Annotated in this window: 19 protein-coding genes; 6 read left to right on the top strand and 13 right to left on the bottom strand. The window is 60.1% G+C overall.

Going from position 1 to position 25,408, the window contains the following annotated elements; genetic code table 11:
- Window positions 1-362: 362 nt before the first annotated feature.
- The 4 genes from AC3WKX_RS26910 to hutU form a co-directional block, all read right to left on the bottom strand.
- Window positions 363-1,154, bottom strand: coding sequence for an ABC transporter ATP-binding protein (locus AC3WKX_RS26910; RefSeq protein ID WP_003220035.1), 792 nt, complete (start codon window positions 1,152-1,154; stop codon window positions 363-365).
- Window positions 1,155-1,171: 17 nt separating this feature from the next.
- Window positions 1,172-1,909: an ABC transporter permease gene (locus AC3WKX_RS26905; protein ID WP_003220033.1), complete on the bottom strand. Its 738-nt coding sequence runs from the start codon at window positions 1,907-1,909 to the stop codon at window positions 1,172-1,174.
- A gap of 16 nt (window positions 1,910-1,925) precedes the next feature.
- On the bottom strand, window positions 1,926-2,648 hold the full coding sequence (locus tag AC3WKX_RS26900; protein WP_003220032.1) for an ABC transporter permease: 723 nt from the start codon (window positions 2,646-2,648) through the stop codon (window positions 1,926-1,928).
- A gap of 100 nt (window positions 2,649-2,748) precedes the next feature.
- Window positions 2,749-4,419, bottom strand: a complete 1,671-nt coding sequence (gene hutU / locus AC3WKX_RS26895; RefSeq protein WP_008431964.1) for a urocanate hydratase — start codon at window positions 4,417-4,419, stop codon at window positions 2,749-2,751.
- 477 nt (window positions 4,420-4,896) lie between these two features.
- Between hutU and AC3WKX_RS26890 the strand changes: the two genes are divergently transcribed.
- The 3 genes from AC3WKX_RS26890 (at window position 4,897) to AC3WKX_RS26880 (ending at window position 8,386) form a co-directional block, all read left to right on the top strand.
- Window positions 4,897-6,027: a carbon-nitrogen hydrolase family protein gene (locus AC3WKX_RS26890; RefSeq protein WP_008431963.1), complete on the top strand. Its 1,131-nt coding sequence runs from the start codon at window positions 4,897-4,899 to the stop codon at window positions 6,025-6,027.
- A 4-nt stretch (window positions 6,028-6,031) separates the two neighbouring features.
- Window positions 6,032-7,066 (top strand): AraC family transcriptional regulator, encoded by a 1,035-nt coding sequence (locus AC3WKX_RS26885; RefSeq protein ID WP_102605974.1) that lies wholly within the window; start codon window positions 6,032-6,034, stop codon window positions 7,064-7,066.
- 300 nt (window positions 7,067-7,366) lie between these two features.
- The gene (locus AC3WKX_RS26880; RefSeq protein WP_102605975.1) at window positions 7,367-8,386 is read left to right on the top strand and encodes a transketolase-like TK C-terminal-containing protein; all 1,020 of its coding nucleotides are present in this window, start codon (window positions 7,367-7,369) and stop codon (window positions 8,384-8,386) included.
- A 144-nt stretch (window positions 8,387-8,530) separates the two neighbouring features.
- Here the strand turns inward: AC3WKX_RS26880 and AC3WKX_RS26875 are convergent, their stop codons facing one another.
- A complete protein-coding gene (locus AC3WKX_RS26875; protein ID WP_003207868.1) occupies window positions 8,531-9,001 on the bottom strand; it encodes a MarR family winged helix-turn-helix transcriptional regulator in 471 nt (156 codons plus the stop codon).
- A gap of 145 nt (window positions 9,002-9,146) precedes the next feature.
- Between AC3WKX_RS26875 and aceE the strand changes: the two genes are divergently transcribed.
- Window positions 9,147-11,816, top strand: a complete 2,670-nt coding sequence (aceE, locus tag AC3WKX_RS26870) for a pyruvate dehydrogenase (acetyl-transferring), homodimeric type (protein ID WP_102605976.1) — start codon at window positions 9,147-9,149, stop codon at window positions 11,814-11,816.
- On the opposite strand, the gene AC3WKX_RS26865 is transcribed toward aceE, so the two are convergent.
- Window positions 11,817-12,656: a DUF2242 domain-containing protein gene (locus AC3WKX_RS26865; RefSeq protein ID WP_003207865.1), complete on the bottom strand. Its 840-nt coding sequence runs from the start codon at window positions 12,654-12,656 to the stop codon at window positions 11,817-11,819.
- An 89-nt stretch (window positions 12,657-12,745) separates the two neighbouring features.
- Window positions 12,746-13,645, bottom strand: a complete 900-nt coding sequence (locus AC3WKX_RS26860; protein WP_003207864.1) for a LysR family transcriptional regulator — start codon at window positions 13,643-13,645, stop codon at window positions 12,746-12,748.
- Between the two features lie 128 nt (window positions 13,646-13,773).
- Here AC3WKX_RS26860 and AC3WKX_RS26855 point away from each other — a divergent pair, with 128 nt between their 5' ends.
- Window positions 13,774-14,952: an MFS transporter gene (locus AC3WKX_RS26855; RefSeq protein ID WP_102605977.1), complete on the top strand. Its 1,179-nt coding sequence runs from the start codon at window positions 13,774-13,776 to the stop codon at window positions 14,950-14,952.
- A gap of 115 nt (window positions 14,953-15,067) precedes the next feature.
- Window positions 15,068-16,402 carry a Na+/H+ antiporter NhaA gene (nhaA, locus tag AC3WKX_RS26850; RefSeq protein WP_102605978.1) on the top strand — a complete coding sequence of 445 codons (1,335 nt, stop codon included), beginning with the start codon at window positions 15,068-15,070 and terminating at the stop codon, window positions 16,400-16,402.
- An 89-nt stretch (window positions 16,403-16,491) separates the two neighbouring features.
- Here the strand turns inward: nhaA and AC3WKX_RS26845 are convergent, their stop codons facing one another.
- The 6 genes from AC3WKX_RS26845 to tig form a co-directional block, all read right to left on the bottom strand.
- Complete coding sequence (locus AC3WKX_RS26845) at window positions 16,492-18,366, bottom strand: SurA N-terminal domain-containing protein (RefSeq protein WP_003207860.1); 1,875 nt, start codon at window positions 18,364-18,366, stop codon at window positions 16,492-16,494.
- Between the two features lie 230 nt (window positions 18,367-18,596).
- The gene (locus AC3WKX_RS26840; RefSeq protein ID WP_003174819.1) at window positions 18,597-18,869 is read right to left on the bottom strand and encodes an HU family DNA-binding protein; all 273 of its coding nucleotides are present in this window, start codon (window positions 18,867-18,869) and stop codon (window positions 18,597-18,599) included.
- 146 nt (window positions 18,870-19,015) lie between these two features.
- Complete coding sequence (gene lon, locus AC3WKX_RS26835; protein ID WP_003207858.1) at window positions 19,016-21,412, bottom strand: endopeptidase La; 2,397 nt, start codon at window positions 21,410-21,412, stop codon at window positions 19,016-19,018.
- Window positions 21,413-21,563: 151 nt separating this feature from the next.
- Window positions 21,564-22,847 carry an ATP-dependent Clp protease ATP-binding subunit ClpX gene (clpX, locus tag AC3WKX_RS26830; RefSeq protein ID WP_003207856.1) on the bottom strand — a complete coding sequence of 428 codons (1,284 nt, stop codon included), beginning with the start codon at window positions 22,845-22,847 and terminating at the stop codon, window positions 21,564-21,566.
- A 112-nt stretch (window positions 22,848-22,959) separates the two neighbouring features.
- Complete coding sequence (gene clpP / locus AC3WKX_RS26825) at window positions 22,960-23,595, bottom strand: ATP-dependent Clp endopeptidase proteolytic subunit ClpP (RefSeq protein WP_003174822.1); 636 nt, start codon at window positions 23,593-23,595, stop codon at window positions 22,960-22,962.
- A gap of 92 nt (window positions 23,596-23,687) precedes the next feature.
- A complete protein-coding gene (tig, locus tag AC3WKX_RS26820) occupies window positions 23,688-24,998 on the bottom strand; it encodes a trigger factor (RefSeq protein ID WP_003207855.1) in 1,311 nt (436 codons plus the stop codon).
- Between the last annotated feature and the right edge of the window lie 410 nt (window positions 24,999-25,408).

Below are 25,408 nucleotides of genomic sequence, written 5' to 3'. Positions count from 1 at the left end.
CTCTGGTTTTTGATCTGGCTTTTAACACTCAGGTCGGCTTTCAGGCCGCCGTGCTCTTGCTTTTGATCTTGATCTTGATCTGACTGCCCCAATAAGCCCGAGGCCGAACGCAGGTATTGCGGAGCGGGTAAACCGGCAGGACGCCGGTTTAGCCGCGCTGGGCCATGGATGGCCCGTCGCGGCGGCCCGCGGAGCAATGCCGGAGTGAGGGAACGCCGAGCCTAAGCGAGGCGCCGACAGGCGGGGCAGAGCGCTTTGGTTACTTTGCCGCTTTTGCAAAGTGACTCGCTGTAAGAGCGAAACCATAAGCGGCCGTTACCGCAGCAACGGATATATACCCAAACCCAACCAACACCCAACCACTACTCCGCACTACGCTGCGTATGACTCGATACAAACTGCCGAAACCGCTCCGTCGGCAACCCCTCAAACAACTCCGCCGGCGTGCCCTGGGCATCAATCAACCCATTGGCCATAAACACCACCCGATTGGACACATGCCGCGCAAACCCCATCTCATGGGTCACCACCAACATGGTCCGCCCTTCCTCGGCCAGCGACCGCATCACCCGCAACACCTCCCCCACCAACTCCGGGTCCAGCGCCGACGTCGGCTCATCAAACAACATTACTTGCGGGTTCATCGCCAACGCCCGGGCAATCGCCACCCGCTGCTGCTGCCCACCCGACAAATGCGCCGGGTAATAATCACGGCGATCATAAAGCCCCACCTTGTGCAGCAGTTGCTCAGCTTCCTCCACACACTCGGCCTTCGAACGCTTGAGCACCCGCATCGGCCCCTCGATGACATTTTGCAAAACCGTCATATGCGACCACAGGTTAAAACTCTGGAACACCATGCCCAGCTTGCTGCGCATGGTCTCCACCTGCCGCGTGCTGCCAGGCAACAACCGACCGTTGCGCTGGCGCTTGAGCTCGATGGTTTCGCCGTCGAGCACAATACTGCCCTCGTCCGGGGTTTCCAGCAGGTTGATACAACGCAGGAAAGTGCTCTTGCCCGAACCGCTGGCACCGAGGATGGAAATCACGTCACCTTTGTGAGCCTCCAACGAGATCCCCTTGAGAACCTGTGCCGAACCGAAAGCCTTGTGAATGTTGTTAACCGTAAGGGCGCTCTGAATCTGAGTACTCATGACAAGCTCCGCTGCAATCAGGAATGAGAAATAGGTTCGGGGGTTTGCTTGACCGGCACGTCTTTCGGCCGCTCACGCAGATGGGGCGACAGACGATGTTCAATCCAGGCCACCACACGCACCACCAGGAAATTCAGGATCAGGTAGATCAGCGCCGCACAAATGAACACTTCCATGGTGCGGTAGGTACGCTGGATGATTTGTTGCGCCACGCCGGTGACGTCCCACACGGTGACCAGGCTGGCCAGCGCGGTGGACTTGACCAGCAAGATGGCCTCGGTGGAATAGGCCGGAAGCGCCTGGCGCAAGGTGACGGGGCCGATCACTCGCCACAGCAGGGTCCAACGCCCCATGCCTACCGCCTGCCCCGCTTCGATCTGCCCTTGAGGCACGCTCAGCAGGCCACCGCGAATGATTTCAGCGGTGTAACCGGCGGTGCACAGCGCCAGGGAGACCACGGCGCAGCCATAAGGCGACCTCAACACCACCCACAGGAAGCTGTCGCGAATCGCCGGGAACTGCCCCAGGCCGTAATAGATCAGGAACATCTGGATCATCAGCGGCGTGCCGCGAAACAGCATGATGTAGAAACGCGCCGGGTAGCTGAGGAATGGCCAGCGGCTGACGCGCATGGACACCACGCCCAGCGACAGCAGCAACCCCAGGGTCAGGGACGAAAAAAACAAGGCCAGGGTGATGGGCAAGGCACCCAGCAACTTGAGCATGGTGTCGGCAAGAAAGGCGAAATCGATCATGGCAAACGGTCCCTTCTCACGACTGTGCAGGATTGCGCCGCTGCGTACGCTGTACGCGCGCTTCGGCAATATTGAAAAGACGGCCCGAAAGCCCGGTCAGAATCAGGTAGCACACGCCGCCGACGATGTAGAACGTGAAGTACTGGCGCGTGGAACCCGCCGCCACCTGGCTGGCGCGCATCAGTTCCACCAGGCCAATCACCGAAATCAGCGCGGAGTCTTTCAGGCTCATTTGCCAGACGTTGCCCAGGCCCGGCAGCGCGTACCGCCAGATCTGCGGGATCAGCACCCGGCGAATCCGCGTTGCGCGGTTCATGCCGATCGCCAGTGCTGCCTCAAGCTCACCCTTGGCCACCGCGATAAAGGCACCGCGATAGACCTCAGCCTGATACGACGCCGAGATCAATCCGACGGCGATGGCCCCCACCATGAACGGCGGGACATCGACATAGCCTTCACCGCCAAACCAGTGATTGACGGCCGTCACCACACTGGCACCGCCGAAATAGAACAGGTAGATCACCAACAGCTCCGGAATCCCCCGGAACAGGATGGAATAGGCATCCCCCAGGTATCGCAAGGCACGCTTTTTGGAAAGCTTGGCCATGGCCACCAGGCTGCCGACCAGCGCACCGACCACCAGCGCCGCAAGGGTCAACAACACGGTCATGAGGGCGGCCTTGAGCAAGGCCATCCCCCAACCCGTGTCGCCAAAACTGAGCATCTGCATGAGACTCATCAAGTCACTCCTACCGAAAACACATAAAGCACCGGAACCTTGAAATCCGTCTCAACCTGCCCGACGTCCATGAAGCAAAGGGTGCAACTGCCTGCCTGGTTTACTTGACCATCGGCAGGTTCAAACCCTGCTCCTTGGCGCAATCAATCGCGATCTGGTAGCCCGCATCCGCATGACGCATCACGCCGGTCGCCGGGTCGTTGTGCAGCACGCGCGCGATACGCTCGGCGGCTTCGTCGGTACCGTCACAGACAATCACCATGCCCGAGTGCTGGGAGAAGCCCATGCCGACGCCGCCGCCGTGGTGCAACGAAACCCAGGTCGCGCCGCTGGCGGTGTTGAGCAGGGCGTTGAGCAGTGGCCAGTCGGACACGGCGTCGGAACCGTCCTGCATCGATTCGGTTTCACGGTTGGGGCTGGCCACCGAGCCGGAGTCCAGGTGGTCGCGGCCGATCACGATGGGTGCCGACAGCTCGCCGCTGCGCACCATTTCGTTGAATGCCAGGCCGAGCTTGGCGCGCTGGCCCAGGCCAACCCAGCAGATACGTGCCGGCAGGCCCTGGAAGCTGATGCGCTCGCGGGCCATGTCCAGCCAGTTGTGCAGGTGCGCGTCGTCCGGGATCAGCTCTTTGACTTTGGCGTCGGTCTTGTAGATGTCTTGCGGGTCGCCGGACAGTGCCGCCCAACGGAACGGGCCGATGCCACGGCAGAACAGCGGACGGATGTAGGCCGGGACGAAACCCGGGAAGTCGAAGGCGTTTTCCACGCCCACTTCTTGCGCCATCTGACGGATGTTGTTGCCGTAGTCGAACGTCGGGATGCCTTGTTTCTGGAACTCGAGCATGGCCTTGACGTGCACAGCCATCGACTGCTTGGCGGCCTTGATCACTTCGGCCGGTTCGGTCTTGGCGCGGGCGCGGTATTCGTCCCAGGTCCAGCCGGCGGGCAGGTAGCCGTTGAGCGGGTCGTGGGCGCTGGTCTGGTCGGTGACCATGTCCGGGCGCACGCCGCGCTTCACCAACTCCGGCAGGATTTCCGCCGCGTTGCCCAGCAACGCGATGGAGATCGCCTGGCCGGCCTTGGTGTATTTGTCGATGCGCGCCAGGGCGTCGTCGAGGTCGGTGGCTTGTTCGTCGACGTAGCGGCTGCTCAGGCGGAAGTCGATGCTGACCTGCTGGCATTCGATGTTCAGCGAGCAGGCACCGGCCAGGGTCGCGGCCAGTGGCTGGGCGCCGCCCATGCCGCCGAGGCCGGCGGTCAGGACCCAACGGCCCTTGAGGTCATCGTTGTAGTGCTGGCGACCGGCTTCGACGAAGGTTTCGTAGGTGCCCTGCACGATGCCCTGGCTGCCGATGTAGATCCAGCTGCCGGCTGTCATCTGGCCGTACATGGCCAGGCCCTTGGCATCCAGTTCGTTGAAATGCTCCCAGCTCGCCCAGTGCGGCACCAGGTTGGAGTTGGCGATCAGCACGCGCGGGGCGTTGCTGTGGGTCTTGAACACGCCGACGGGTTTGCCGGATTGCACCAGCAGGGTTTCGTCGTCGTTGAGGTTGGTCAGGCTTTCGACGATCTTGTCGTAGCATTCCCAGTTACGTGCCGCACGGCCGATACCGCCGTACACCACCAGTTCTTTCGGATTTTCAGCAACCTGCGGGTCGAGGTTGTTCATCAACATGCGCAGCGGCGCTTCAGTCAGCCAGCTTTTGGCGGTCAGCGTGTTGCCGCGTGCGGCACGGATTTCAACGTCACGGTATTGGGTAGGCTTGGTCACAAAAAAATCCTCAACGATCAATGCGTGAACATTGATGGGTGCGAAGAGGATGCTCATGGACTCTTACGCACACATCTTTACTTGTACATACAAGCATATGCAAGGTTGTTGCCAACTCGACGCGTCGTTGAACAGAGAGGCCTGTAAGGCGCTGAAACACTTGAGTTGCGCGGCTAGCCCTCCGCGAACCCATTGCGCGAATCAACCTTGGCGAGGAACTTGCGCACGGTATTGAGGCACAAAGTAACAATCTGCCAGAAGCTGGTGCGCGCACGAGTAACATCCCACGGCATTGACCAGCGCGCGTGCACCTGTGGTCACAACCCGTTACTGTCGACCCTGGAAAGATCCGGCCCGCGGCGAAAACACGCACTCAAGGCTTTTGAGATTTTCGTGCCAAACCACGGTTTTTCGTACCCAGCCCAGAAATTTGAGAGAAAATGCAAACCCAGCACACGGTCCGTTGTCATTTGCCCCATGCGTAAACTTCTTGGCTTCACCCTCATCATGGCCCTGGTCGCCGCCGTTTCCGCCTATCTGGTCTGGACCCAGGAGCGCCCCGTGGGCCATTACCTGTCCGACCTGCGGATCAACCTGGCCGTCGACCAGGGCGTGCCCGCCGACCGCGGCAACCTGTTGGGCATCCAGCCGGAACTGTTCCCCGCCGACTACCAGAGCCTGGAACGCCTGCACCTCAAGCTGGCGGCCTACCTGCAAAACGCCCGTGACCAGGGCCTGATCAACGACAAGACCATCGTGGTACTGCCGGAACATATCGGCACCTGGCTGATGGTCAGCGGCGAAAAGAACGAGCTGTACCAGGCCACCAACCTCAAGGAAGCGATGAACTGGTTGTCGGCGAGCAACCCGCTGCTGTTCCTGCGGGCCTTGATCAGCGCCAAGGGTGACGACCGTATCGACGACGCCTACCTGCGTATGAAGGCCCCGGCCATGGCCCGCGACTATCAAGTGCTGTTCGGTGGCCTGGCCAAGGAATTCGGCGTGACCCTGGTGGCCGGCTCCATTGCTCTGCCCAACCCGAGCGTCAACCAGGGCCAGCTGCAGATCGGTCATGGCGCGCTGTACAACACCAGTGTGGTCTTCGACCGCGATGGCTTGCCGCTGGGCCAGCCGCAACGCCAGCTGTATCCGATTTTTGACGAGCGCGGCTTTATTGAGCCGGGCGATGAGAACAGCGTCAGCGTGGTTGATACCCCGGCCGGGCGCCTGGGCATCCTGATCGGCAGCGACAGCTGGTACCCGGACAACTACCGCAAGCTCAACGAGCAAGGCGCCCAGTTGGTGGCGGTGCCGGCCTTCGTGATTGGCCGCGAGACCTGGGACAAGCCGTGGCGCGGCTTCAAAAGCGTGTCGACGCCAGCCGAGATCAGCCTCAAGCCCGAAGAGCTCAGCGAAGGCGAAGCCTGGCACCGCCTGACCCTGATCAGCCAGCAACCCATCAGCCAGGCCACCGCCGGCATGAGCGTGTTCCTGCGCGGGCAGTTCTTTGACATGGGCAGCGCCGGGCAAAGCTTCCTCAGCAGCAACGGCCAGGTGTTCGCCGACGGCAATGCCCGTGGCGCGCGCCTGCTGAACGTGTGGCTGTAACTCAATGAAGCCGGTGCGGCTTGGGGATTTGTCGGTGGGCTTCGTCCACACCTTGGCCGATGCGATCCACAGCCATGGCCTGGACCCGCAACCGTTGCTGCTGCAATACGGCCTCGACCCGGCGCGCCTGGCCGAGGCGGGTGCACGCTTGTCGATCCCGCGCTATATGCGCCTGGGCTTTGCGGCCATCCAGTTGACCGGCGACGCCAGCCTGGGCCTGCGCATGGGCCAGCTCAGCCGCCTGAGCCAGGCCGGGCTCGCCGGGGTCACCGCCGCCCAGGCGCCCACCGTGCGCGAAGCCGCCCGTACCCTGACGCGCTTCGAAGCCTTGTACGGCTCCAACTATCGCGGCCAGTCGAGCTTTCACGAGGATGCGGACGGTGCGTGGCTGCGCTTCTACTCCATCAGCCCGTACAACGCCTATAACCGCTTTGTGGTGGACTCGATCATCGCCGGGTGGCTGCATCAGTTGTCGAGCCTGAGTGCGCAACCGGTGCAGGCGCAGCGAATCGAAATCGAGTTCCAGGCCCCCGACTACAGCGAGCGCTACAGCGTGCTTGGGGACTGCCCGATCCAGTTTGGCGCCGAGCACAATCAGTTGCGCCTTAGCCAGCAAACCCTGGCCCTGCGCAACCCGGAACACTGCCCGAGTACCTGGCAATTACTGGTGCAGTTGTGCGAACGGGAACTGGAGCAGTTGACGCGCACCCGCAGCCTGCGCGAGCGCATTACCCGCTTGCTCGGGCCGATGCTCAATGGTGGCCGGGAACCCGACCTGGAAGAAGTGGCGTCACGCTTGAAACTGCCGACCTGGACCCTGCGGCGCAAGCTGGCGGAAGAAGGGACTCAGTTCCGGGCGATTCTCAACGACACTCGCCGCGACCTGGCCATGACCTACATTCGCGATACCGAACTGGCGTTCGGTGAAATTGCCTATTTGCTCGGTTTTGCTTCAGCGGAAGCCTTTCAACGGGCGTTCAAGCGCTGGAACAGCCAGACCCCAGGGGAATTTCGCCGCAGTCAGCGGCATTCCGCCTGACGTCTGTCTTACAGCTCGGTGGCATCATCGGCCGGATCCAGCGGATCCAGTTCAAAGGCGTGGTACTCGAGCAATTCTTCCTGGTAATCGTCCATGGTTGACTCCTTGTTTTATGAAAAGGGGTTGCTTAGTGACCTGCACAACCAGCCTAAAGTGCCGTCATGACGAAAAAATGTCCGTGGCATGACGTTCCTGCACTTCAGGATTAAACGTAGCAGGATTGCCTTGATTTAGCCGGATGAATTTTAGATGCAACTGCAATCATTGCAATTGCAATCGTAAGCCGAATTCCTTTAGGGTATGGGCACCCGTTGCCAAGCGACCCTGCTCATGACTGCCAGCACCGAACGCTCTGCCCTGATCTGCATCGACGCCCTGAATGCAACGCAGCAGCCCCGCTGCTCGCCCCTGTATAGCGTGATGACCATGGCCAACACCCTGGAGTCCAGCCGGCAGGCGTGGGTGATTCGCGGCCAGTCGCGCTCACGCCGAGTGGTGAGCTGGCCCACCTGGTTCGCGCGCAATACCGGGGAAAAACCCATGCTGTACCTGCACACGGCCGCGTCATCGGCGCAGTTGCGCGCGCTGTCCGGCGAGACCCGTCAGCGGGGCATCCTGTGCAACGACAATGCAACCCAGCCCTCCCCTTCACTGCCCTTATGGCTGGCCAGCAATCCTCACTGCACACCTTATGACCCGGCCTCCGGCGAGGAAGCCCGGGCGATTGTGCTGGCGGGTTTGCAGGCGCTTTATGTCGACGGCGAGCCGGGGTTCTACTATCTGGCACTGCACGATCAACACGAAGGGCCAGGGCTGAGCCCCCAGGATAGTGACCATGCGCTCAGGGGCATGTACCGGGTCCGGCGCTCATACACCAGTGAATTGAGGGTGCGGTTGCTGGGTGCGGGTCGAGCGTTTGAAGAAGTCGTGCACGCCGCGCAGTTGCTCGAGACGGATTGGAGCGTCGAGGCGCAACTGTGGAGTTGCCCCAGCTATACACGGCTGGCCCGCGAAGCGGATGCAGCGCAACGCTGGAACCGCCTGCACCCGTTGGAACCGAAGCGCAGTTGTCATCTAAGGGATTGCCTGGCTGGGGATGGCGCGCCGGTGGTCGCGGTCACCGGGTATCCGCAGCCTATCGTCGATCAATTGGCGGGGCATGTGGATGCGCGTTTTGTAGCATTGGGTGCGGGCTCCGTGGAAACGTCAGCACCCAGTCGATATTGGGTAGCGGTGCTGGCATTGAAGGCGTTGGCGGATGACGGCTGGATCGAAGCAGAACAGGTGGAGACCGCCCTGAATCGATATCACCTGAAATGACGATCTGCAATCCATCGCAGATCAAATGTGGGAGCGGGCTTGCTCGCGAAGACGGTGTGCCTGTTGATATTACTGTTGCTGACACACCGCTTTCGCGAGCAAGCCCGCTCCCACACGGAATCCGCGTCGCCTGGAGTCTTTGCTTCAGGTCTTACGTCGCCCGCGGGTCTGCACGCCCGCCTCCATCGCCAGCCCCGCGGTACGTTCCAATGCCTCGGCAAAAACCCGGCGTTGCTCGCTGTCGAGCTGCGACAAAAACAATTCATCCACGCTGCTTTCGTAGATTTTCCACATCTTTTTACGCAATACCCGGCCCGCGTCGGTGATCGAGACAAAGGCAGCACGCCCGTCACCGTCGGAGCGCGAACGCACCACCAGGCCGTCCTTTTCCAGGCGGTCGACCAAGCGCGTCAGGTTGTAGCGTTCGATGGCCAGCACATCGGCCAATTCGTGCATGCGCCGGGTGCCATCGGGGCCACTTTCCAGGCCCCACAAAGCGTCGTACCAGGCATACGGCGGCAGACCGGCATCGGCCAGGCGCCGTTCGATTTCACGGATGACCGTCCTGTGGGCCCGAACAAAACGGAACCAGACATCAGGCTCTTTCGACGACATGCAACACCATCCGGGGAATTTCAAGAAGGTTGCAATAGTAGCTCATCCCGCGCTAGATTCAGCCATGTAGTTGCAATTGCAACTACATTCGCAAAGCTCCCACAAGGAGCCCACACGCTGAAACCCGTCCACCCTGGAGCCTGACATGACCCCGAACACTGCAGTACGCCTCGACGACGATCCACAGGAAACCCGCGAATGGCTGGAGTCCATCGAATCGGTGCTGTCCACCGAAGGCCGCCCGCGCGCGCATTACCTGATTGATCAGTTGCTGGATTTCGACGTGGCGCGGCATGGCGACTTCTACGGGCGGGTGACCACCCCGTACGTCAACACCATCCCGGTAGACCGCCAGTTGCCCTACCCCGGCAACCTGGCCACCGAGCGCCGGCTGAATGCGTTTATTCGCTGGAACGCCATGGCCATGGTGCTGCGCGCGGGCAAACATTCCGGCGTGGGCGGGCATATCGCAACCTATGCGTCGGCTGCGGTGCTGTATGACGTAGGCTTCGACCATTTCTTCCGTGGCCGAACTGAAAGCTTCGATGGCGACCTGGTGTACATCCAGGGCCACTCCGCGCCGGGCATTTACGGGCGGGCGTACCTCGAAGGCCGGATCAGCGAAGCGCAGCTGGACAACTTCCGCCGGGAAGCCGGTGGCGACGGTTTGTCATCCTATCCGCACCCTCGCCTGATGCCGGACTTCTGGCAGTTTCCTACGGTTTCCATGGGCCTCGGACCGATTACCGCCGCGTATCAGGCGCGCTTCATGCGCTACCTGGAGTTCCGCGACCTCAAGCAGCACCAGGGCCGCAAGGTGTGGGCGTTCCTCGGTGATGGCGAGATGGATCAGCCGGAATCCCTGGCGGCCATTTCCCTGGCCGGGCGCGAGAAGCTCGACAACCTGATCTTCGTGGTCAACTGCAACCTGCAACGCCTCGATGGCCCAGTGCGCGGCAATGCCAAGGTGATCCAGGAATTCGAAAGCCTGTACCGCGCCGCCGGCTGGAACGTGATCAAGGTGATCTGGGGCGGCGGCTGGGATGCGTTGCTGGAAAAGGACAAAAGCGGCTTGCTGCGCCAGCGCATGATGGAATGCGTGGACGGCGACTATCAGAACTACAAATCGCAAAACGGCGCCTACGTGCGGGAACACTTCTTCGGCAAATACCCGGAGTTGCTGGCGCTGGTGGCAGATATGTCCGATGACGATATCTGGAAACTCTCAAGGGGCGGCCATGACCCGGACAAGGTCTACAACGCCTATGCCGCCGCCGTGCGTCACAGCGGCCAGCCGACGGTGATCCTGGCGAAAACCGTCAAGGGCTTCGGCATGGGCGAGGCCGGCGAAGGCCAGAACATCAACCACCAGTTGAAAAAGATGGGCGCTGAAGCCGTCAAAGCCTTCCGCGATCGCTTCGGGCTGGAAGTGGCCGACGACCAACTGGCTGAAATCCCGTATCTCAAACCGGCCGCCGACAGCGAAGAGGCCCGCTATTTCGCCGCCCGCCGCCAGTCACTGGGTGGCTACGTGCCGGCTCGCCATAGCGCGGTCGAGTCGCTGAAGATCCCAGAACTGGATGCCTTCGCCACCCAGCTCAAGGACACCGGCGAACGCGCGATCTCCACCACCATGGCCTTTGTGCGCATCCTCGGCACCCTGCTCAAGGACCCGAACCTGGGCAAACTGATCGTGCCCATCGTGCCGGACGAGTCCCGCACCTTTGGCATGGAAAGCCTGTTCCGCCAGATCGGCATTCACTCCGCCGTCGGCCAGCTCTACACCCCACAAGATGCCGGCCAGCTGTCCTACTACAAGGAGAGCAAGGACGGACAGATCATGCAGGAAGGCCTGAATGAATCCGGCGCCATTTCCTCGTGGATTGCCGCGAGTACGTCCTACGCCAACCACGGCTTGATGACCGTGCCGTTCTACATTTTCTATTCGATGTTCGGCTTCCAGCGGGTCGGCGACCTGGCCTGGGCCGCAGGTGATGCACGGGCGCGGGGCTTCCTGCTGGGGGCGACGGCCGGGCGCACCACGCTGATGGGCGAAGGCCTGCAGCATGACGATGGCCACAGCCATGTGCTGTCGTCGGTGATCCCGTGCTGCATTTCCTACGATCCGACGTTTGCCTTCGAGCTGGCGGTGATCATTCGCGAAGGCATGCGCCGGATGTACGTCGAGCAAGAGGACATCTACTACTACATCACCCTGCTCAACGAAAACTACCCGCACCCGGCGATGCCCGAAGGCGTCGAGGACGGGATTCTCAAGGGTATGTATCGGTTGAAGGCGGCTGAAGACACCACGCAACCACGGGTACAGCTGATGGGCAGCGGTTCGATCCTGCGGGAAGTCATCGCCGCCGCGGACCTGCTGCGCGATGATTTTGCCGTGGCCAGCGATGTGTGGAGTGTCACCAGCCTGACCGAGCTGCGCCGGGAAGGTCATGCCGTGGAGCGCTGGAACCTGCTGCATCCTGAAAGCGAACCGCGTACCAGCTATGTCGAGCAGTGCCTTGAGGGCCAGCCTGGGCCCGTGGTGGTCGCCACCGACTACATGAAAATCTTTGCCGATCAGATTCGCCCGTTTGTACCGGGCCGGCGCTTTGTGGCGCTGGGCACCGATGGCTTCGGGCAATCGGATACCCGCGAAACCTTGCGCCAGTTCTTCGAGGTGGACCGGTATTTCATTGCCCTGGCGGCCTTGAAGGCGCTGGCGGATGACGGCCTGATCAGCCGCGCCAGGGTGGCGGAGGCGATCAGCCGCTACGGGATCAACGTCGACAAGGCCAACCCCGTAGCGGTGTAGTTACTGCGCAGGCGTCGGCAGAGGCGGAATCGCTTCGGTCGGCGCCGGCAGCGCAGGAGTGGTGGCCTCTGGCGCCGGTGCCGGGGCTTCCTTTGGTGCAATCGGCGCAGGTTCCGCCGGTGGTACCACCGGCTCCGATGCCGCTGGCACTACCGCCGGCGTCACTGGGGCTGCCGGTGTGGCCGGCGCTTCTTTTGGCACTTCTTTCGGCGCTTCAACCTTATCGGCCTTATCGGCCGCCGGAGCTGCCTTAGGTTCCGGGATGCCCAGGTCAGCCTTGGGCTTCTCTGGAATATGCGCTGCCTTTTTCACTTCCTGGGGCAGGAAAACGTCCACCAGGGCGAAATAACGCTCATAAAATTTCGGCGCAGACACCGTCTCGCTGGCCACCTTGACCATGGAGTCGTCGGTGGAGCCAATCGGCATCGACACCGAACCCAACACACCCACACCGAGGCTGGCGGAGTTGTTGACCTTCTTCAAGGCGTAGCGATCCTGCAAGGCGTTGGCGAACATCGTCGAGTGATGATTGCCGCTGCCATCGTCGGCACACACCACGTTGAAGCTGATCTGCAGGTGAGTTTCGCCGGTCTGCTGGAAGCTCTTGTTACCCGCCACCAGCTTTGGATCGCTGCTGGTGATGATGTAACCCTGGCTCAACAGCGCACGCCGCGCCGCTTCGCAGGCCGCCGTGTCACTGACCGGGTAATCACGGGAAAACGTGCCGGAGTCGTCGAAGTTCTCATGTTCATAAATAGCGGTCTTGGGTGACGAGCAGCCCGCAGCGCCCGCCAGCACCAGCGCCAACCCGAGGCTACGCAAGTGAAATGATGTCGACATCGAAAATCCTGAGGAAAACAGTCAGGGCGGTATTGTGCAACAGAACGTGGCCTCGGCGCGCGAATTCCTGTCGGTAAAACGTCACAGCCTTACGGGACGGTGTCCGCAGGAAAAAGCCGCTCGCCCATATGGTCGATAAACACGCGCAATTTCGCCGAGGCATGGCGACTTGATGGCCAGAGCATCCAGAAGCTGCCGCTGTGCTCCAGGTAATAGTCCAGCACCCGTTGCAGCCGGCCCTGCTCCACCGATTCGCGGACCATGAAGTCTGGCAGGCAGGCAATCCCCAGGCCTTCATGGGCCACGTGCATCAGTGATTCGATGGTGGTGGAGACCAGCGGCGCACGCAGGGTCGGCTCCGGCAGGCCCGGCTCCGGGCGCAGTGGCCAGGTTTCCAGTTTGCCGGTGGCGCAGAATTTGTGGCGCAGGCAGGCGTGGTCGCTCAAATCCCGGGGCTGGCGCGGCGTACCGTGCAGGCGCAGGTACTCCGGGGACGCCACCAGCACCAGGCGGTAATACCCGAGGTGGCGCGCCATCAAGCGTGAGTCCTCGGGTTTGCCGGTGCGGATCACCGCGTCGAAACCCTCCTCGATCACATCCACCATGCGGTCGGAGAAGTCCACGTCCAGCTCGATCTCGGGATAGGCGCGCATGAAATCCGTCAGTACCGGCATCAACAAGCCGCGCACTTGCGGCAGGCTGACGCGCAACTTGCCTCTGGGGGTGGCGGATGCCTGGCTAAGTTCCTGTTCTGCGGCTTCGACTTCCGCCAGGATGCGCCGGGAGCGTTCGAGAAACAGTGCGCCCTCGCTGGTCAACGTGATACTGCGGGTGCTGCGATGGAACAGCCGCACCCCCAGGCGCTCTTCGATGCGCGCGATGCTTTTGCCAATCGCCGAGGACGACACCCCCAGCATGCGCCCGGCCTCGGTAAAGCTGCGGGTTTCGGCCACCTGCACAAACACTGAAATACTGCCCAGGCTGTCCATCGTCTCGCTCCCGAGGATTGCGGACATTGGCGTCCGATAAGTTCGGAACCTTAGCCTGTTTTTCTCCACCGTGCAGCACCCTACTCTGGCTCCCTGCCCTTTCGTCTGAAAACCGGAGCCAAGAAAACATGAGCGACAGCGCCCTATCTTCCACGACCCGCGCGGTGAGCCGTGAACGACTGCCTCTGGGCGGTCTGTTGGCATTGGCTACCGCCGGCTTCATTACCATCCTCACCGAAGCCATGCCGGCGGGCTTGCTCCCGCAAATGGGCACCGGCCTCGGGGTGTCCGAAGCGTTGGTGGGCCAGTTGGTGACCCTGTACGCCCTGGGCTCGCTGTTGGCCGCGATTCCCCTGACCATCGCCACCCGGGGCTGGCGCCGGCGGCCATTGCTGATGATTGCCATCGGCGGGTTTGCCTTGGTCAACAGTGTGACGGCGTTTTCCAGCGATTACCTGCTGACCCTGGTGGCCAGGTTCTTCGCCGGGGTGTTCGCGGGATTGCTCTGGGCGCTGCTGGCCGGTTATGCCAGCCGCATGGTTGCGCCGCACCTGCAAGGCAGGGCCATTGCCGTGGCCATGCTCGGCGCGCCATTGGCGCTGTCACTGGGTGTACCGGCCGGGACATTCCTGGGCACCACGGTTGGCTGGCGCCTGAGCTTCGCGATCATGTCCGGCCTGACGGTTGTGCTGCTGGCCTGGGTGCGCTGGCAGGTCCCGGACTTTGCCGGGCAACAGGCGGAAAAACGCCTGGGGCTGCGCCAGGTGCTGGCACTGCCAGGGATTCGTCCGGTGTTGTTGGTGACTTTCACCTACGTACTGGCTCATAACATTCTCTACACCTATATCGCGCCGTTCCTGGTACCTGCCGGGATTGCAGCGGACATCGACCAGGTGCTGCTGGTGTTTGGCCTGGCGGCGCTGCTGGGTATCTGGATCGTCGGCGCGCTGATTGATCAGCGGCTGCGCGCCTTATTGGTAATCAGCTGCGCAATGTTCGCGCTGTCGGCCCTGGCGCTGGCGTTCTGGATCACCTCGGCGACGGTGATCTATACCACGGTGGCGTTATGGGGGCTGGCGTTTGGCGGTTTGCCGGCATTGCTGCAAACGGCGCTGGCCAAGTCGGCCGGGGATTCAGCCGATGCCGCGCAGTCGATGCTGGTGACGGTGTGGAACCTGGGCATCGCCGGTGGCGGACTACTCGGCGGCATGTTGTTGCAAGGGTGGGGAGTGACATCGTTTCCATGGGCGGTCGCCGCGTTGGTCGTACTGGCGCTGATCGCGACGCTGCGTTTAACCGATGTTTAAACGAAACGTGACGTGATGTTTCTTAACTCTTATGATCGCACCGGGTGCGCTGCTGCATACGGCACAGCGCAGGTTAAAGGATAAGCATTGGTCGGGCCGCCAATGGAGACTTGTCGTGCCTGATAAACACCCTGCTATTCCGCGCCCCCAGGTTCTGGTCGAAGGCGCCCTGTCCGCATTGGAGCGGTTTTCAAGGATCGAAGCAGTCAGCGGTATCGTGTTGCTGCTGGCAGCGATCGTCGCGCTGGTCTGGGCCAACAGCCCCGTCGCAGATTCCTACGAACACTTCTGGAACACCCCACTCACTATCGGGCTGGGAGACTTCACGGTCTCGCGCTCGTTGCACTTCCTGGTGAACGATGGGCTGATGACCATCTTCTTCCTGGTGGTGGGCGCCGAGATTCGCCAGGAGATCAGGGACGGCGCACTCGCCAACCTGAAACTGGCCACCCTGCCCCTCGGCGCTGCGCTGGGTGGCGTGCTGATGCCGGCACTGATTTACACCCTGCTCAACCATGGCACCGTAGCGGCCAGTGGCTGGGCAGTGCCCACTGCCACCGACATTGCATTTGCCGTGGGTGTGCTGGCGCTGTTGGGTAAATCCATCCCCGCCGGCGTGCGCATCCTGCTGCTGGCGCTGGCGATCATTGATGACATCGTCGCCATCCTGATCATCGCGATTTTCTATACCGCCAGCCTGGACTACATGGGCCTGGTGATCGCGGCCTGCGGGCTGGCGCTGGTGCTGATTTTTCAGCGGATGGGCATTGGCAAGGCGGTGGTGTACCTGTTGCCGGGGGCGATTGTCTGGTTTGGGCTGCTCAAGACCGGCGTGCATCCTACGCTTGCCGGCGTGGTGCTGGGCCTGATGACGCCTGTCACTCCAAGACCCACTCGGGAACGCCCCCTGGACACCATCGGGCGCACGTTCAACGAGCTGATGGAGCGGCTTTCACAATCGGCTGAAAGCGCGCACCAGGTCGCCAAACCACTGAAGCAGTTGCGACAGGCCCAGCGGGAAATGCTGCCGCCGGTGCAGCGCATCCAGGCGGGACTGCACCCGTGGGTGGCCTTTGGCGTCATGCCACTGTTTGCCCTGGCCAACGCCGGAGTGAGCCTGCAAGGGTTCAACCTGGACGATCCACTGCCCCACGGCGTGTTCATGGGGGTCATCCTGGCCCTGGTGCTCGGCAAGCCGCTCGGTGTGATGCTGGCGAGCGTGGTGCTGGTCAAACTGAACATCTGCCAATTGCCGGAGGGCGTGACCTGGAACGGCGTCGCCCTGGTGGGCCTGCTGGCGGGGATTGGTTTTACCATGTCGATTTTCATCTCGTCGCTGGCCTTCTCCGATCCGACGCTGCTGTCGGCTGCCAAGCTGAGTGTGCTGAGCGCTTCGACCCTGGCGGCTGTGATTGGCCTGAGTTGGGGCAAGCTCAAGTTTGCGCGTTGAATCAAGACTGGTTGAGTCAGCTGATTAGTGGATAAAAAAAGACCCCGGCCTCTTCAGGCCGGGGTCTTTTTATTCAGGCTGTTACGAGATCAGAACTTCTTGATCTCAGCCTTGGTTTCCAACTGCTTGCGATAGGCGGCGAAGTCTTGCTGGCCGACACGGGACGCGAGGAAGCGGCGGTACTGAGCCTTCTCGTCATCGGTCGGTGCAGCGGCTTCATTGACCGCGTTCAAGCGCACGATCACCAGGCTACCGTCTGGCAGGGTCACGCTGGTGAAGGTCGGCTTGTCCTTGGCCGCAGGCTTTGGCATGCGGAACAGGGCTTGCAGCACGGCTGGCTCGACGCCTTCCTGGCCACGGGTGGCCGCTTCGGTGACTTTCCAGGCCTGGCCATCCACCGGCTGGTTCAGCGGTGTCTTGCCATCACGCAGGTTGGCAATCAGCTCGTCCGCGTGAGTCTTCGCCGCAGCGCTCGCGCGCTCCTTGGTCAACTGGGCACGGATGGCAGTGGCAACGCTTTCCAGCGGCAGCTGGGTAGGCTTCAGGTGCTCTTTGGCACGCAGCACCACGATGGTTTCCGGATCCAGCTCGATGGCGGTGCTGTTGGCACCTTCATCCAGTACTTCAGGGCTGAATGCAGCGGTCACAACGGCACGGTTGGCAGCAATGCCTTCGCCACCTTCACGGCCAAACGGCGCGGAGGTGTGCACGGTCAGCTTCAGGTCCGACGCCGGCTGGGCCAGGTCGGAAGCTTCGAATGCAGCGTCTTCCAGTTGCTTGGTCGCGTCGACGAAACGCTGTTCAACCTGCTGGGTCTTGAGCTCGCGGGTCAGCTTGTCTTTCAGGCTGGCGAACGATGGCACTTCTGGTGCTTCAACACCCAACAGCTTGATCAGGTGCCAGCCGAAGCTGGAACGCACCGGTGCCGAGACCTGGTCCTTGTTCAGCGCATACAGCGCTGTTTCGAAGGCAGGGTCGTAGACGCCAGGGCCAGCGAAACCGAGGTCACCGCCGTTGTTCGCAGAACCCGGATCCTGGGAGAACTCCTTGGCCAGGGCTTCGAACTTCTCGCCCTTGGCCAGGCGCGCCTGGATTTCTTCGATCTTGGCCTTGGCCTGCTCGTCAGTGGTCTTGTCGTTGACTTCAATCAGGATGTGCGCCGCGCGACGCTGTTCAGCGAGGTTGGCGGTTTCTTTCTGATAGAGGGCTTGCAGCTCATCGTCCTTGACCGCGACCTGGTCGAAGAAGGAAGCCTTCTTCAGCTCCAGATAGTCGATGACCACCTGGTCCGGGGTCATGAACTCCTTGGCGTGCTGGTCGTAGTAAGCCTTGACCTCGTCGTCAGTGATCTTCACTGCTGCAGGGTCGGCCTTGACGCTGACGGTGGCGAAATCGCGGGTCTGTTTTTCCAGACGGGCGAACGCGAGCACTTCGGCATCAGTCACAAAACCGCTGCCGGCAATACCAGCACGAACCTGGCCGATCAGCATTTCCTGGCTCAGCATCTGACGGAATTGCATACGGCTGTAGCCCAGCTGACGGATCACCTGGTCGAAACGCTCAGCGTTGAACTGGCCATCCACCTGGAATTCCGGCGTCTGCAGGATCACTTGATCCAGCGCAGCTTCGGAGAAAGCGAATTTCGAATCGGCCGCGCCTTGCAGCAGCAGCTTGCGATCGATCAGGCCCTTGAGTGCGGCGTCGCGCAGCAGCTTTTCGTCCAGCAAGGAAGCATCGAAGTCCTTGCCCAGCTGTTGCATCAGCTGGCGACGTTGCATGTCGACGGCCTGGCCCAGTTCGCTTTGGGTGATTTCTTCACCGTTGACCTTGGCCACGTCCTGCTTGTTGTTGGTCGAAGCCTGAAAAATAGCCTCGATACCGGTGAACGCCATCAATGCGACGATGATCCCGATAATGGTCTTGGCAATCCAGCCTTGTGAATTGTCCCTGATATTCTGCAGCATGCGTCCCCCAGAAACGGTTGAACTTCAAAATTAGGCAACCGTGGAGCGTGGGTAGAGTCCGGATAGAAGAAAGGCGCATCCGAGGATGCGCCTTCTCGTAACTGGCGGAGCGGACGGGGGTTTGAACCCACACCCCCGGCGTGGCGACCCGATGGATACTCGGGTCAGCTGCCGCTCCGCTGCCAGGTCAGACCTGCGTCCGACCCGGATGGGTAAGGCTTGAGCGAAGCTTAGTTAACGGCTTCTTTCAGGGCTTTACCGGCTTTGAAACCTGGTTTTTTGGCAGCGGCGATTTGCAGAGCCTTGCCAGTCTGTGGGTTACGGCCAGTGCGAGCTGGACGATCGGTCACAGAGAAAGTACCGAAACCAACCAGTACCACAGAGTCGCCGGCCTTGAGAGCGCCAGTGACGGATTCGATTACTGCGTCCAGCGCACGGCCAGCAGCGGCTTTCGGGATATCAGCAGATGCAGCGATAGCATCAATCAGTTCCGACTTGTTCACTCTAAGTCCCCTTATATCTATTGAGTATGATTCTAAGTTTTTTGGTGAAAGCAAAAACCAGTGCTGAATGGCCTACAGACACTTAAGAGCCGCTTTATAACAAGGGCTCTAAAAAGCTGTCAAGGAAGCCCCCAGGCTTAAACGTATTAATGCGTGCTAATTCTTTCCTTAGAGTCAGTCTCGCGTTTTTCATCCTTTGCAACTATCTCAGGAGCCACATCCGGCAAGGGCTCCGGCGCGTATTGCAGCGCAATTTGCAGGACCTCGTCAATCCATTTAACCGGTTTAATCTGCAGATCCTGCTTGATGTTGTCAGGAATCTCCTTCAAGTCGCGAACATTCTCTTCAGGAATGATCACGGTCTTGATACCACCGCGGTGTGCAGCCAGCAATTTCTCTTTGAGGCCACCAATGGCCAGTACCTGACCACGCAGGGTGATTTCCCCGGTCATGGCGACATCGGCGCGCACCGGAATGCCGGTCAGGGCTGATACCAGTGCCGTGCACATGCCTACGCCTGCGCTAGGGCCGTCTTTCGGGGTCGCCCCTTCCGGCATGTGGATGTGGGTGTCGTGCTTCTCATGGAAGTCCAGGGGAATCCCCAGGCTCTTGGCGCGGCTGCGCACCACGGTCTGCGCGGCGGTGATGGATTCAACCATCACGTCACCCAGGGAACCGGTCTTGATCAGTTGCCCTTTGCCCGGGATTACGGCGGCCTCGATGGTCAGCAATTCGCCGCCCACCTGGGTCCACGCCAGGCCAGTGACCTGGCCTACCTGGTCCTGCTGCTCAGCCAGGCCGTAGCGGAATTTGCGCACGCCCAGGAAGTGTTCCAGCAGGTCCGCGGTGACCTTCACCGAGAAGCGTTTTTCCAGCGCATGTTCCTTCACGGCCTTGCGGCAGATCTTCGCCAGTTGACGCTCAAGGCCCCGTACACCGGCCTCGCGGGTGTAGAAACGAATGATGTCGCGGATCGCGTCGGCATCAAATTCGATCTCGCCTTTTTTCAGGCCGTTGGCCGCAATCTGCTTGGGCGAGAGGTATTTGACGGCGATGTTGATCTTCTCGTCTTCGGTGTAACCCGGCAGACGAATCACCTCCATCCGGTCCAGCAAGGCTGGCGGAATATTCATCGAGTTGGAGGTGCACAGGAACATTACGTCGGACAGGTCGTAGTCGACTTCCAGGTAATGGTCGTTGAAATTGTGGTTCTGCTCGGGGTCGAGCACTTCCAGCAAAGCAGACGCCGGGTCGCCACGCATGTCGCTGCCCATCTTGTCGATTTCATCGAGCAGGAACAGCGGGTTGCGCACACCCACCTTTGTCATCTTTTGAATCAATCTTCCTGGCATCGAACCGATGTAAGTCCGGCGATGACCACGGATTTCCGCTTCATCACGCACACCGCCCAGGGCCATGCGCACGAATTTGCGGTTGGTGGCGTGGGCAATCGACTCCGCCAGCGAGGTTTTACCCACACCAGGAGGACCGACCAGGCACAACACCGGACCACGAATCTTCTTCACGCGCTTTTGCACGGCGAGGTATTCGAGGATGCGTTCCTTGACTTCTTCGAGGCCGTAGTGATCGGCATCGAGAATATCTTCGGCGCGGGCCAGGTCCAGGCGCACCTTGGTCTGGGCCTTCCACGGCACCTGCACCAGCCAGTCGATGTACGAACGAACCACGGTGGCTTCGGCCGACATCGGCGACATTTGCTTGAGCTTGTTCAGCTCGGCAGTGGCCTTGGTCAACGCGTCTTTCGGCAGGCCGGCGGCATCGATGCGTTTTTTCAGCTCCTCGATTTCGTTGTGGCCTTCCTCGCTGTCGCCCAGCTCTTTCTGAATGGCCTTCATCTGCTCATTCAGGTAGTACTCGCGCTGGCTGCGCTCCATTTGCTTTTTGACACGGCCGCGAATGCGCTTCTCAACCTGCAGCAGGTCGATTTCGGCATCCAGCAGCGCCAGGACGTGTTCGACCCGGGCCGACAAATCGATGATCTCGAGAATGTCCTGCTTCTGCTCGATTTTCAGCGCCATGTGCGCGGCCATGGTGTCGACCAGGCGGCTTGGCTCATCAATGCTGTTGAGGGAAGAGAGGACTTCTGCGGGGACTTTCTTGCCCAGTTGCACGTATTGCTCGAACTGGGACAGCAGGCTGCGAACGAACACTTCGGATTCGCGCTCAGGGGCGTCGACTTCGTCGATCAGCGCCACTTCGGCACGCAGGTGGCCGTCCACTTCCATGAAGCGCTCGACCGCACCGCGCTGCTCGCCTTCCACCAGCACCTTGACGGTGCCATCAGGCAGCTTGAGCAGTTGCAGGACAGTTGCAACGGTACCAACGCGATACAGGGCATCTTCGCCCGGATCATCGTCAGCAGGATTTCTCTGGGCCAGCAGCAGGATCTGCTTGTCGCCCGTCATCGCGGCCTCGAGGGCTTCGATAGACTTCTCGCGCCCCACGAACAGCGGGATAACCATGTGCGGATAGACGACGACATCACGCAACGGCAGGAGAGGCAATTCGATGGTTGTCTTCATGATTTCGCCTCTATGACAGATGAAAGTAAGCTTGAAACCAAGATGGGGGCTGCCTGCAAAAAAAACAAGCGTAATGGCATCAGTTAAACGCAGTAAAAACAAAGGGGCCCCTTAAGGCCCCTTTATTTTGTGCAGCTCGGCGGTGCAACGCTTAAGCGTCTGGCGCAGCCTTGGCAGCCGGCTCACTGTTTTCGTAGATATACAGTGGCTTGGACTTGCCTTCTATAACGCTTTCGTCGATCACCACTTTACTCACCTCGGACTGCGAGGGGATTTCGTACATGGTGTCGAGCAGTACGCCTTCGAGGATCGAGCGCAAACCACGGGCGCCGGTCTTGCGCTCCAGTGCCCGCTTGGCCACCGATTTGAGCGCGTCAGCACGGAACTCGAGGTCCACACCTTCCATCTCGAACAGCTTGGCGTATTGCTTGGTCAGGGCGTTTTTCGGCTCGGTGAGGATCTGCATCAACGCAGCCTCATCCAGCTCGTCCAGCGTCGCCAGGACCGGCAGACGGCCAACGAATTCCGGGATCAGACCGAACTTGACCAAATCGTCAGGCTCGACTTCACGCAGGGATTCACCAACTTTCTTGCCTTCTTCCTTGCTGCGTACTTCTGCACTGAAGCCAATGCCGCCACGGGTGGAACGGTTTTGAATAACCTTTTCCAGGCCGGAGAACGCACCGCCACAGATGAACAGGATGTTGCGCGTATCAACCTGAAGGAATTCCTGCTGCGGGTGCTTGCGGCCGCCTTGTGGCGGTACGGAAGCAACCGTGCCTTCGATCAGTTTCAACAGCGCTTGCTGCACGCCTTCACCGGAAACGTCCCGGGTGATCGACGGGTTGTCGGATTTGCGCGAAATCTTGTCGATTTCATCGATGTAGACAATGCCCATCTGGGCCTTCTCCACGTCGTAGTCGCATTTCTGCAGCAGCTTCTGAATGATGTTCTCGACGTCTTCACCTACGTAACCGGCCTCGGTAAGAGTGGTTGCGTCGGCGATGGTGAAGGGAACGTTCAGCAGGCGAGCCAGGGTCTCTGCAAGCAGGGTTTTACCCGAGCCTGTAGGGCCGATCAGCAAGATGTTGCTTTTGCCGAGCTCGACGTCGTCACTTTTCTTGTCACGCTGGTTCAGACGCTTGTAGTGGTTGTACACCGCTACGGCCAGAACCTTCTTTGCACGCTCTTGACCAATCACATACTGATCAAGGATGCCGCTGATTTCTTTAGGCGAAGGCAATTTATGCGCGCTGCTTTCGGCCTGGGCTTCCTGCACCTCCTCACGGATGATGTCATTGCACAGGTCGACGCACTCGTCGCAGATAAAGACCGAGGGGCCGGCAATCAACTTGCGTACTTCATGCTGGCTTTTGCCACAGAAGGAGCAATAGAGCAGCTTGCCGTTGTCCTCGCCGTTGCGGGTGTCAGTCATTCGTTCGATCCAAATCCGATAGGCTTGCAACACAAGATGAAGGCTATTGAGGGCTTTTTCAAGTCCACTGGTGGTCGGACCTGCCGACCAGCCCTATTTTGAGCTGCTTATATTAAGCGGGGCGCTTTTCGATCACTGCGTCGATCAACCCGTATTCACGAGCCGCTTCGGCGCTCATGAAATTGTCACGGTTGGTGTCGCGCTCGATCTCTTCCAGGGTATGCCCGCTATGCTTGGCCATCAGCGTGTTGAGACGCTCACGAATAAAGAGGATTTCCTTGGCATGGATTTCGATGTCCGATGCCTGGCCCTGGAAACCGCCCAGTGGCTGGTGAATCATCACGCGTGAGTTCGGCAGGCAGTAACGCTTGCCCTCAGCACCAGCGGTCAGCAGGAAAGCACCCATGCTGCACGCCTGACCGATACAGGTGGTCGATACGTTCGGCTTGATGAACTGCATGGTGTCGTAGATCGACATGCCCGCTGTCACCGAACCGCCCGGGGAGTTGATGTAGAGATGGATGTCCTTGTCCGGATTTTCCGCTTCAAGGAACAGCAGCTGCGCACAAATCAGGTTGGCCATGTAGTCCTCTACCGGACCAACCAGAAAGATCACTCGCTCCTTGAGCAGGCGCGAGTAGATGTCATAGGCGCGTTCGCCACGAGCAGATTGCTCGACAACCATCGGGACCAGGCCGCCAGCGGCCTGGATATCAGAGTTCTGCTGAATATACGAATTACGGAACATGCTCTGCAGTTACTCCCAAATAGTCATGTCTTGAATACGCATAAGCCAGCGCGAGGCTGGCTTATGGGTGTATTTTCAAACGAGTTGAGCGATCAGTCGGCTTGTGCTGCTTCAGCCGGCTTGACTGCTTCTTCGTAAGAGACCGCTTTATCGGTCACCTTAGCCTTCTGCAGAACAGTATCCACAACTTGCTCTTCCAGCACAACCGAACGCACTTCGTTCAGCTGCTGGTCGTTCTTGTAGTACCAGGACACAACAGCCTCAGGCTCCTGGTAGGCCGAAGCCATTTCCTGGATCATTTCGCGAACGCGGGTTTCGTCAGGCTTGAGGTCGAATTGCTTGACCACTTCAGCCACGATCAGACCCAGTACAACGCGGCGCTTGGCCTGTTCTTCGAACAGTTCGGCCGGCAGTTGGTCAGGCTTGATGTTGCCGCCGAACTGCTGAACAGCCTGCACGCGCAGACGATCAACTTCGTTGGACAGCAGGGCCTTCGGCACTTCGATCGGGTTGGCGGCCAGCAGACCGTCCATCACCTGGTTCTTGACCTTGGATTTGATCGCCTGGCGCAGTTCACGCTCCATGTTCTTGCGAACTTCGGTGCGGAAACCTTCGATGCCGGTTTCCTTGATGCCGAACTGGTTGAAGAACTCTTCGTTCAGTTCTGGCAGCTTGGGCTCGGAAACGGTGTTGACGGTCACGGTGAACTCGGCGGTTTTGCCAGCCAGGTCCAGGTTCTGATAGTCAGCCGGGAAAGTCAGGTTCAGAACGCGCTCTTCGCCGGCTTTGGCGCCAACCAGGCCGTCTTCGAAACCAGGAATCATGCGGTTGGAACCCAGCACCAGCTGAGTACCCTTGGCGGAGCCGCCAGCGAATGCTTCGCCGTCAACCTTGCCTACGAAATCGATGTTCAGCTGGTCTTCGTTCTGGGCAGCACGATCGGCCACTTCAAAACGGGTGTTCTGCTTGCGCAGGATTTCCAGCATGTTGTCCAGGTCGGAGTCAGCAACATCAGCGCTCAGGCGCTCGATGGCGATCGAATCGAAACCGGCAACTTCGAACTCAGGGAACACTTCGAAGATTGCAACGTATTCCAGATCCTTGCCTGCTTCCAGGGACTTGGGCTCGATGGAAGGCGAGCCAGCCGGGTTCAGCTTTTGCTCGACAACGGCTTCGTAGAAGGAAGCCTGGATCACGTCACCTACCGCTTCCTGACGTGCATCAGCACCGAAGCGGCGCTTGATTTCGCTCATTGGCACTTTGCCTGGACGGAAACCAGCGATCTTGGCCTTTTGGGCAGTCTGCTGCAGACGCTTGTTGACCTGGGTCTCGATGCGCTCGGCCGGCACGGTGATGCTCATGCGGCGCTCAAGAGCAGAAGTATTTTCAACAGAAACTTGCATGGATATTCCTCGTTGCACAGACGTTAGCTGGCCGTTTCCGACCCCAGAATCAAGGGCATGCATTCTAGTGGGTCAAACTCAAGAAGTCACCCTACTGAAAACGGGTAAAAAAACAGCAGGCAATTTATAGGTGCGAATGCACGAGTGCAGCTCGCCCCGGTGGCAAATACATCCCATCATGCCAGGGCTCTGCGCCAACCCTTCTATATATAGAAGCGGTTGCCAATCATCTCCCTGACAACCGACCCTGCGGACAAGGCCGGCAAGCAGTGCGGCATCATCGCGAAACATAAATACGACGAAACGCCCTGCCCTGCAGCCCAACACCTGCGACTGCGTTGAAACTCAAACCGCTGAAACAAAAAAGGCGCCAGACTATTAATCTGGCGCCTTTCGAAATATGGGGTGGA

Source organism: Pseudomonas sp. GP01-A4 (genome assembly GCF_058780865.1).
The sequence above is the reverse complement of the archived record's forward strand: the minus strand, read 5'-3'. Positions and strand labels throughout refer to the sequence as shown.

Bases quoted from the DNA above. Each gene is read 5' to 3' on its own strand.
- AC3WKX_RS26910 (WP_003220035.1), bottom strand. From the start codon at position 1,154: ATGAGTACTCAGATTCAGAGCGCCCTTACGGTTAACAACATTCACAAG.
- AC3WKX_RS26905 (WP_003220033.1), bottom strand. From the start codon at position 1,909: ATGATCGATTTCGCCTTTCTTGCCGACACCATGCTCAAGTTGCTGGGT.
- AC3WKX_RS26900 (WP_003220032.1), bottom strand. From the start codon at position 2,648: ATGAGTCTCATGCAGATGCTCAGTTTTGGCGACACGGGTTGGGGGATG.
- AC3WKX_RS26890 (WP_008431963.1), top strand. From the start codon at position 4,897: ATGCGTAAACTTCTTGGCTTCACCCTCATCATGGCCCTGGTCGCCGCC.
- AC3WKX_RS26885 (WP_102605974.1), top strand. From the start codon at position 6,032: ATGAAGCCGGTGCGGCTTGGGGATTTGTCGGTGGGCTTCGTCCACACC.
- AC3WKX_RS26880 (WP_102605975.1), top strand. From the start codon at position 7,367: ATGGGCACCCGTTGCCAAGCGACCCTGCTCATGACTGCCAGCACCGAA.
- AC3WKX_RS26875 (WP_003207868.1), bottom strand. From the start codon at position 9,001: ATGTCGTCGAAAGAGCCTGATGTCTGGTTCCGTTTTGTTCGGGCCCAC.
- aceE (WP_102605976.1), top strand. From the start codon at position 9,147: ATGACCCCGAACACTGCAGTACGCCTCGACGACGATCCACAGGAAACC.
- AC3WKX_RS26865 (WP_003207865.1), bottom strand. From the start codon at position 12,656: ATGTCGACATCATTTCACTTGCGTAGCCTCGGGTTGGCGCTGGTGCTG.
- AC3WKX_RS26860 (WP_003207864.1), bottom strand. From the start codon at position 13,645: ATGGACAGCCTGGGCAGTATTTCAGTGTTTGTGCAGGTGGCCGAAACC.
- AC3WKX_RS26855 (WP_102605977.1), top strand. From the start codon at position 13,774: ATGAGCGACAGCGCCCTATCTTCCACGACCCGCGCGGTGAGCCGTGAA.
- AC3WKX_RS26845 (WP_003207860.1), bottom strand. From the start codon at position 18,366: ATGCTGCAGAATATCAGGGACAATTCACAAGGCTGGATTGCCAAGACC.
- lon (WP_003207858.1), bottom strand. From the start codon at position 21,412: ATGAAGACAACCATCGAATTGCCTCTCCTGCCGTTGCGTGATGTCGTC.
- clpX (WP_003207856.1), bottom strand. From the start codon at position 22,847: ATGACTGACACCCGCAACGGCGAGGACAACGGCAAGCTGCTCTATTGC.
- clpP (WP_003174822.1), bottom strand. From the start codon at position 23,595: ATGTTCCGTAATTCGTATATTCAGCAGAACTCTGATATCCAGGCCGCT.
- tig (WP_003207855.1), bottom strand. From the start codon at position 24,998: ATGCAAGTTTCTGTTGAAAATACTTCTGCTCTTGAGCGCCGCATGAGC.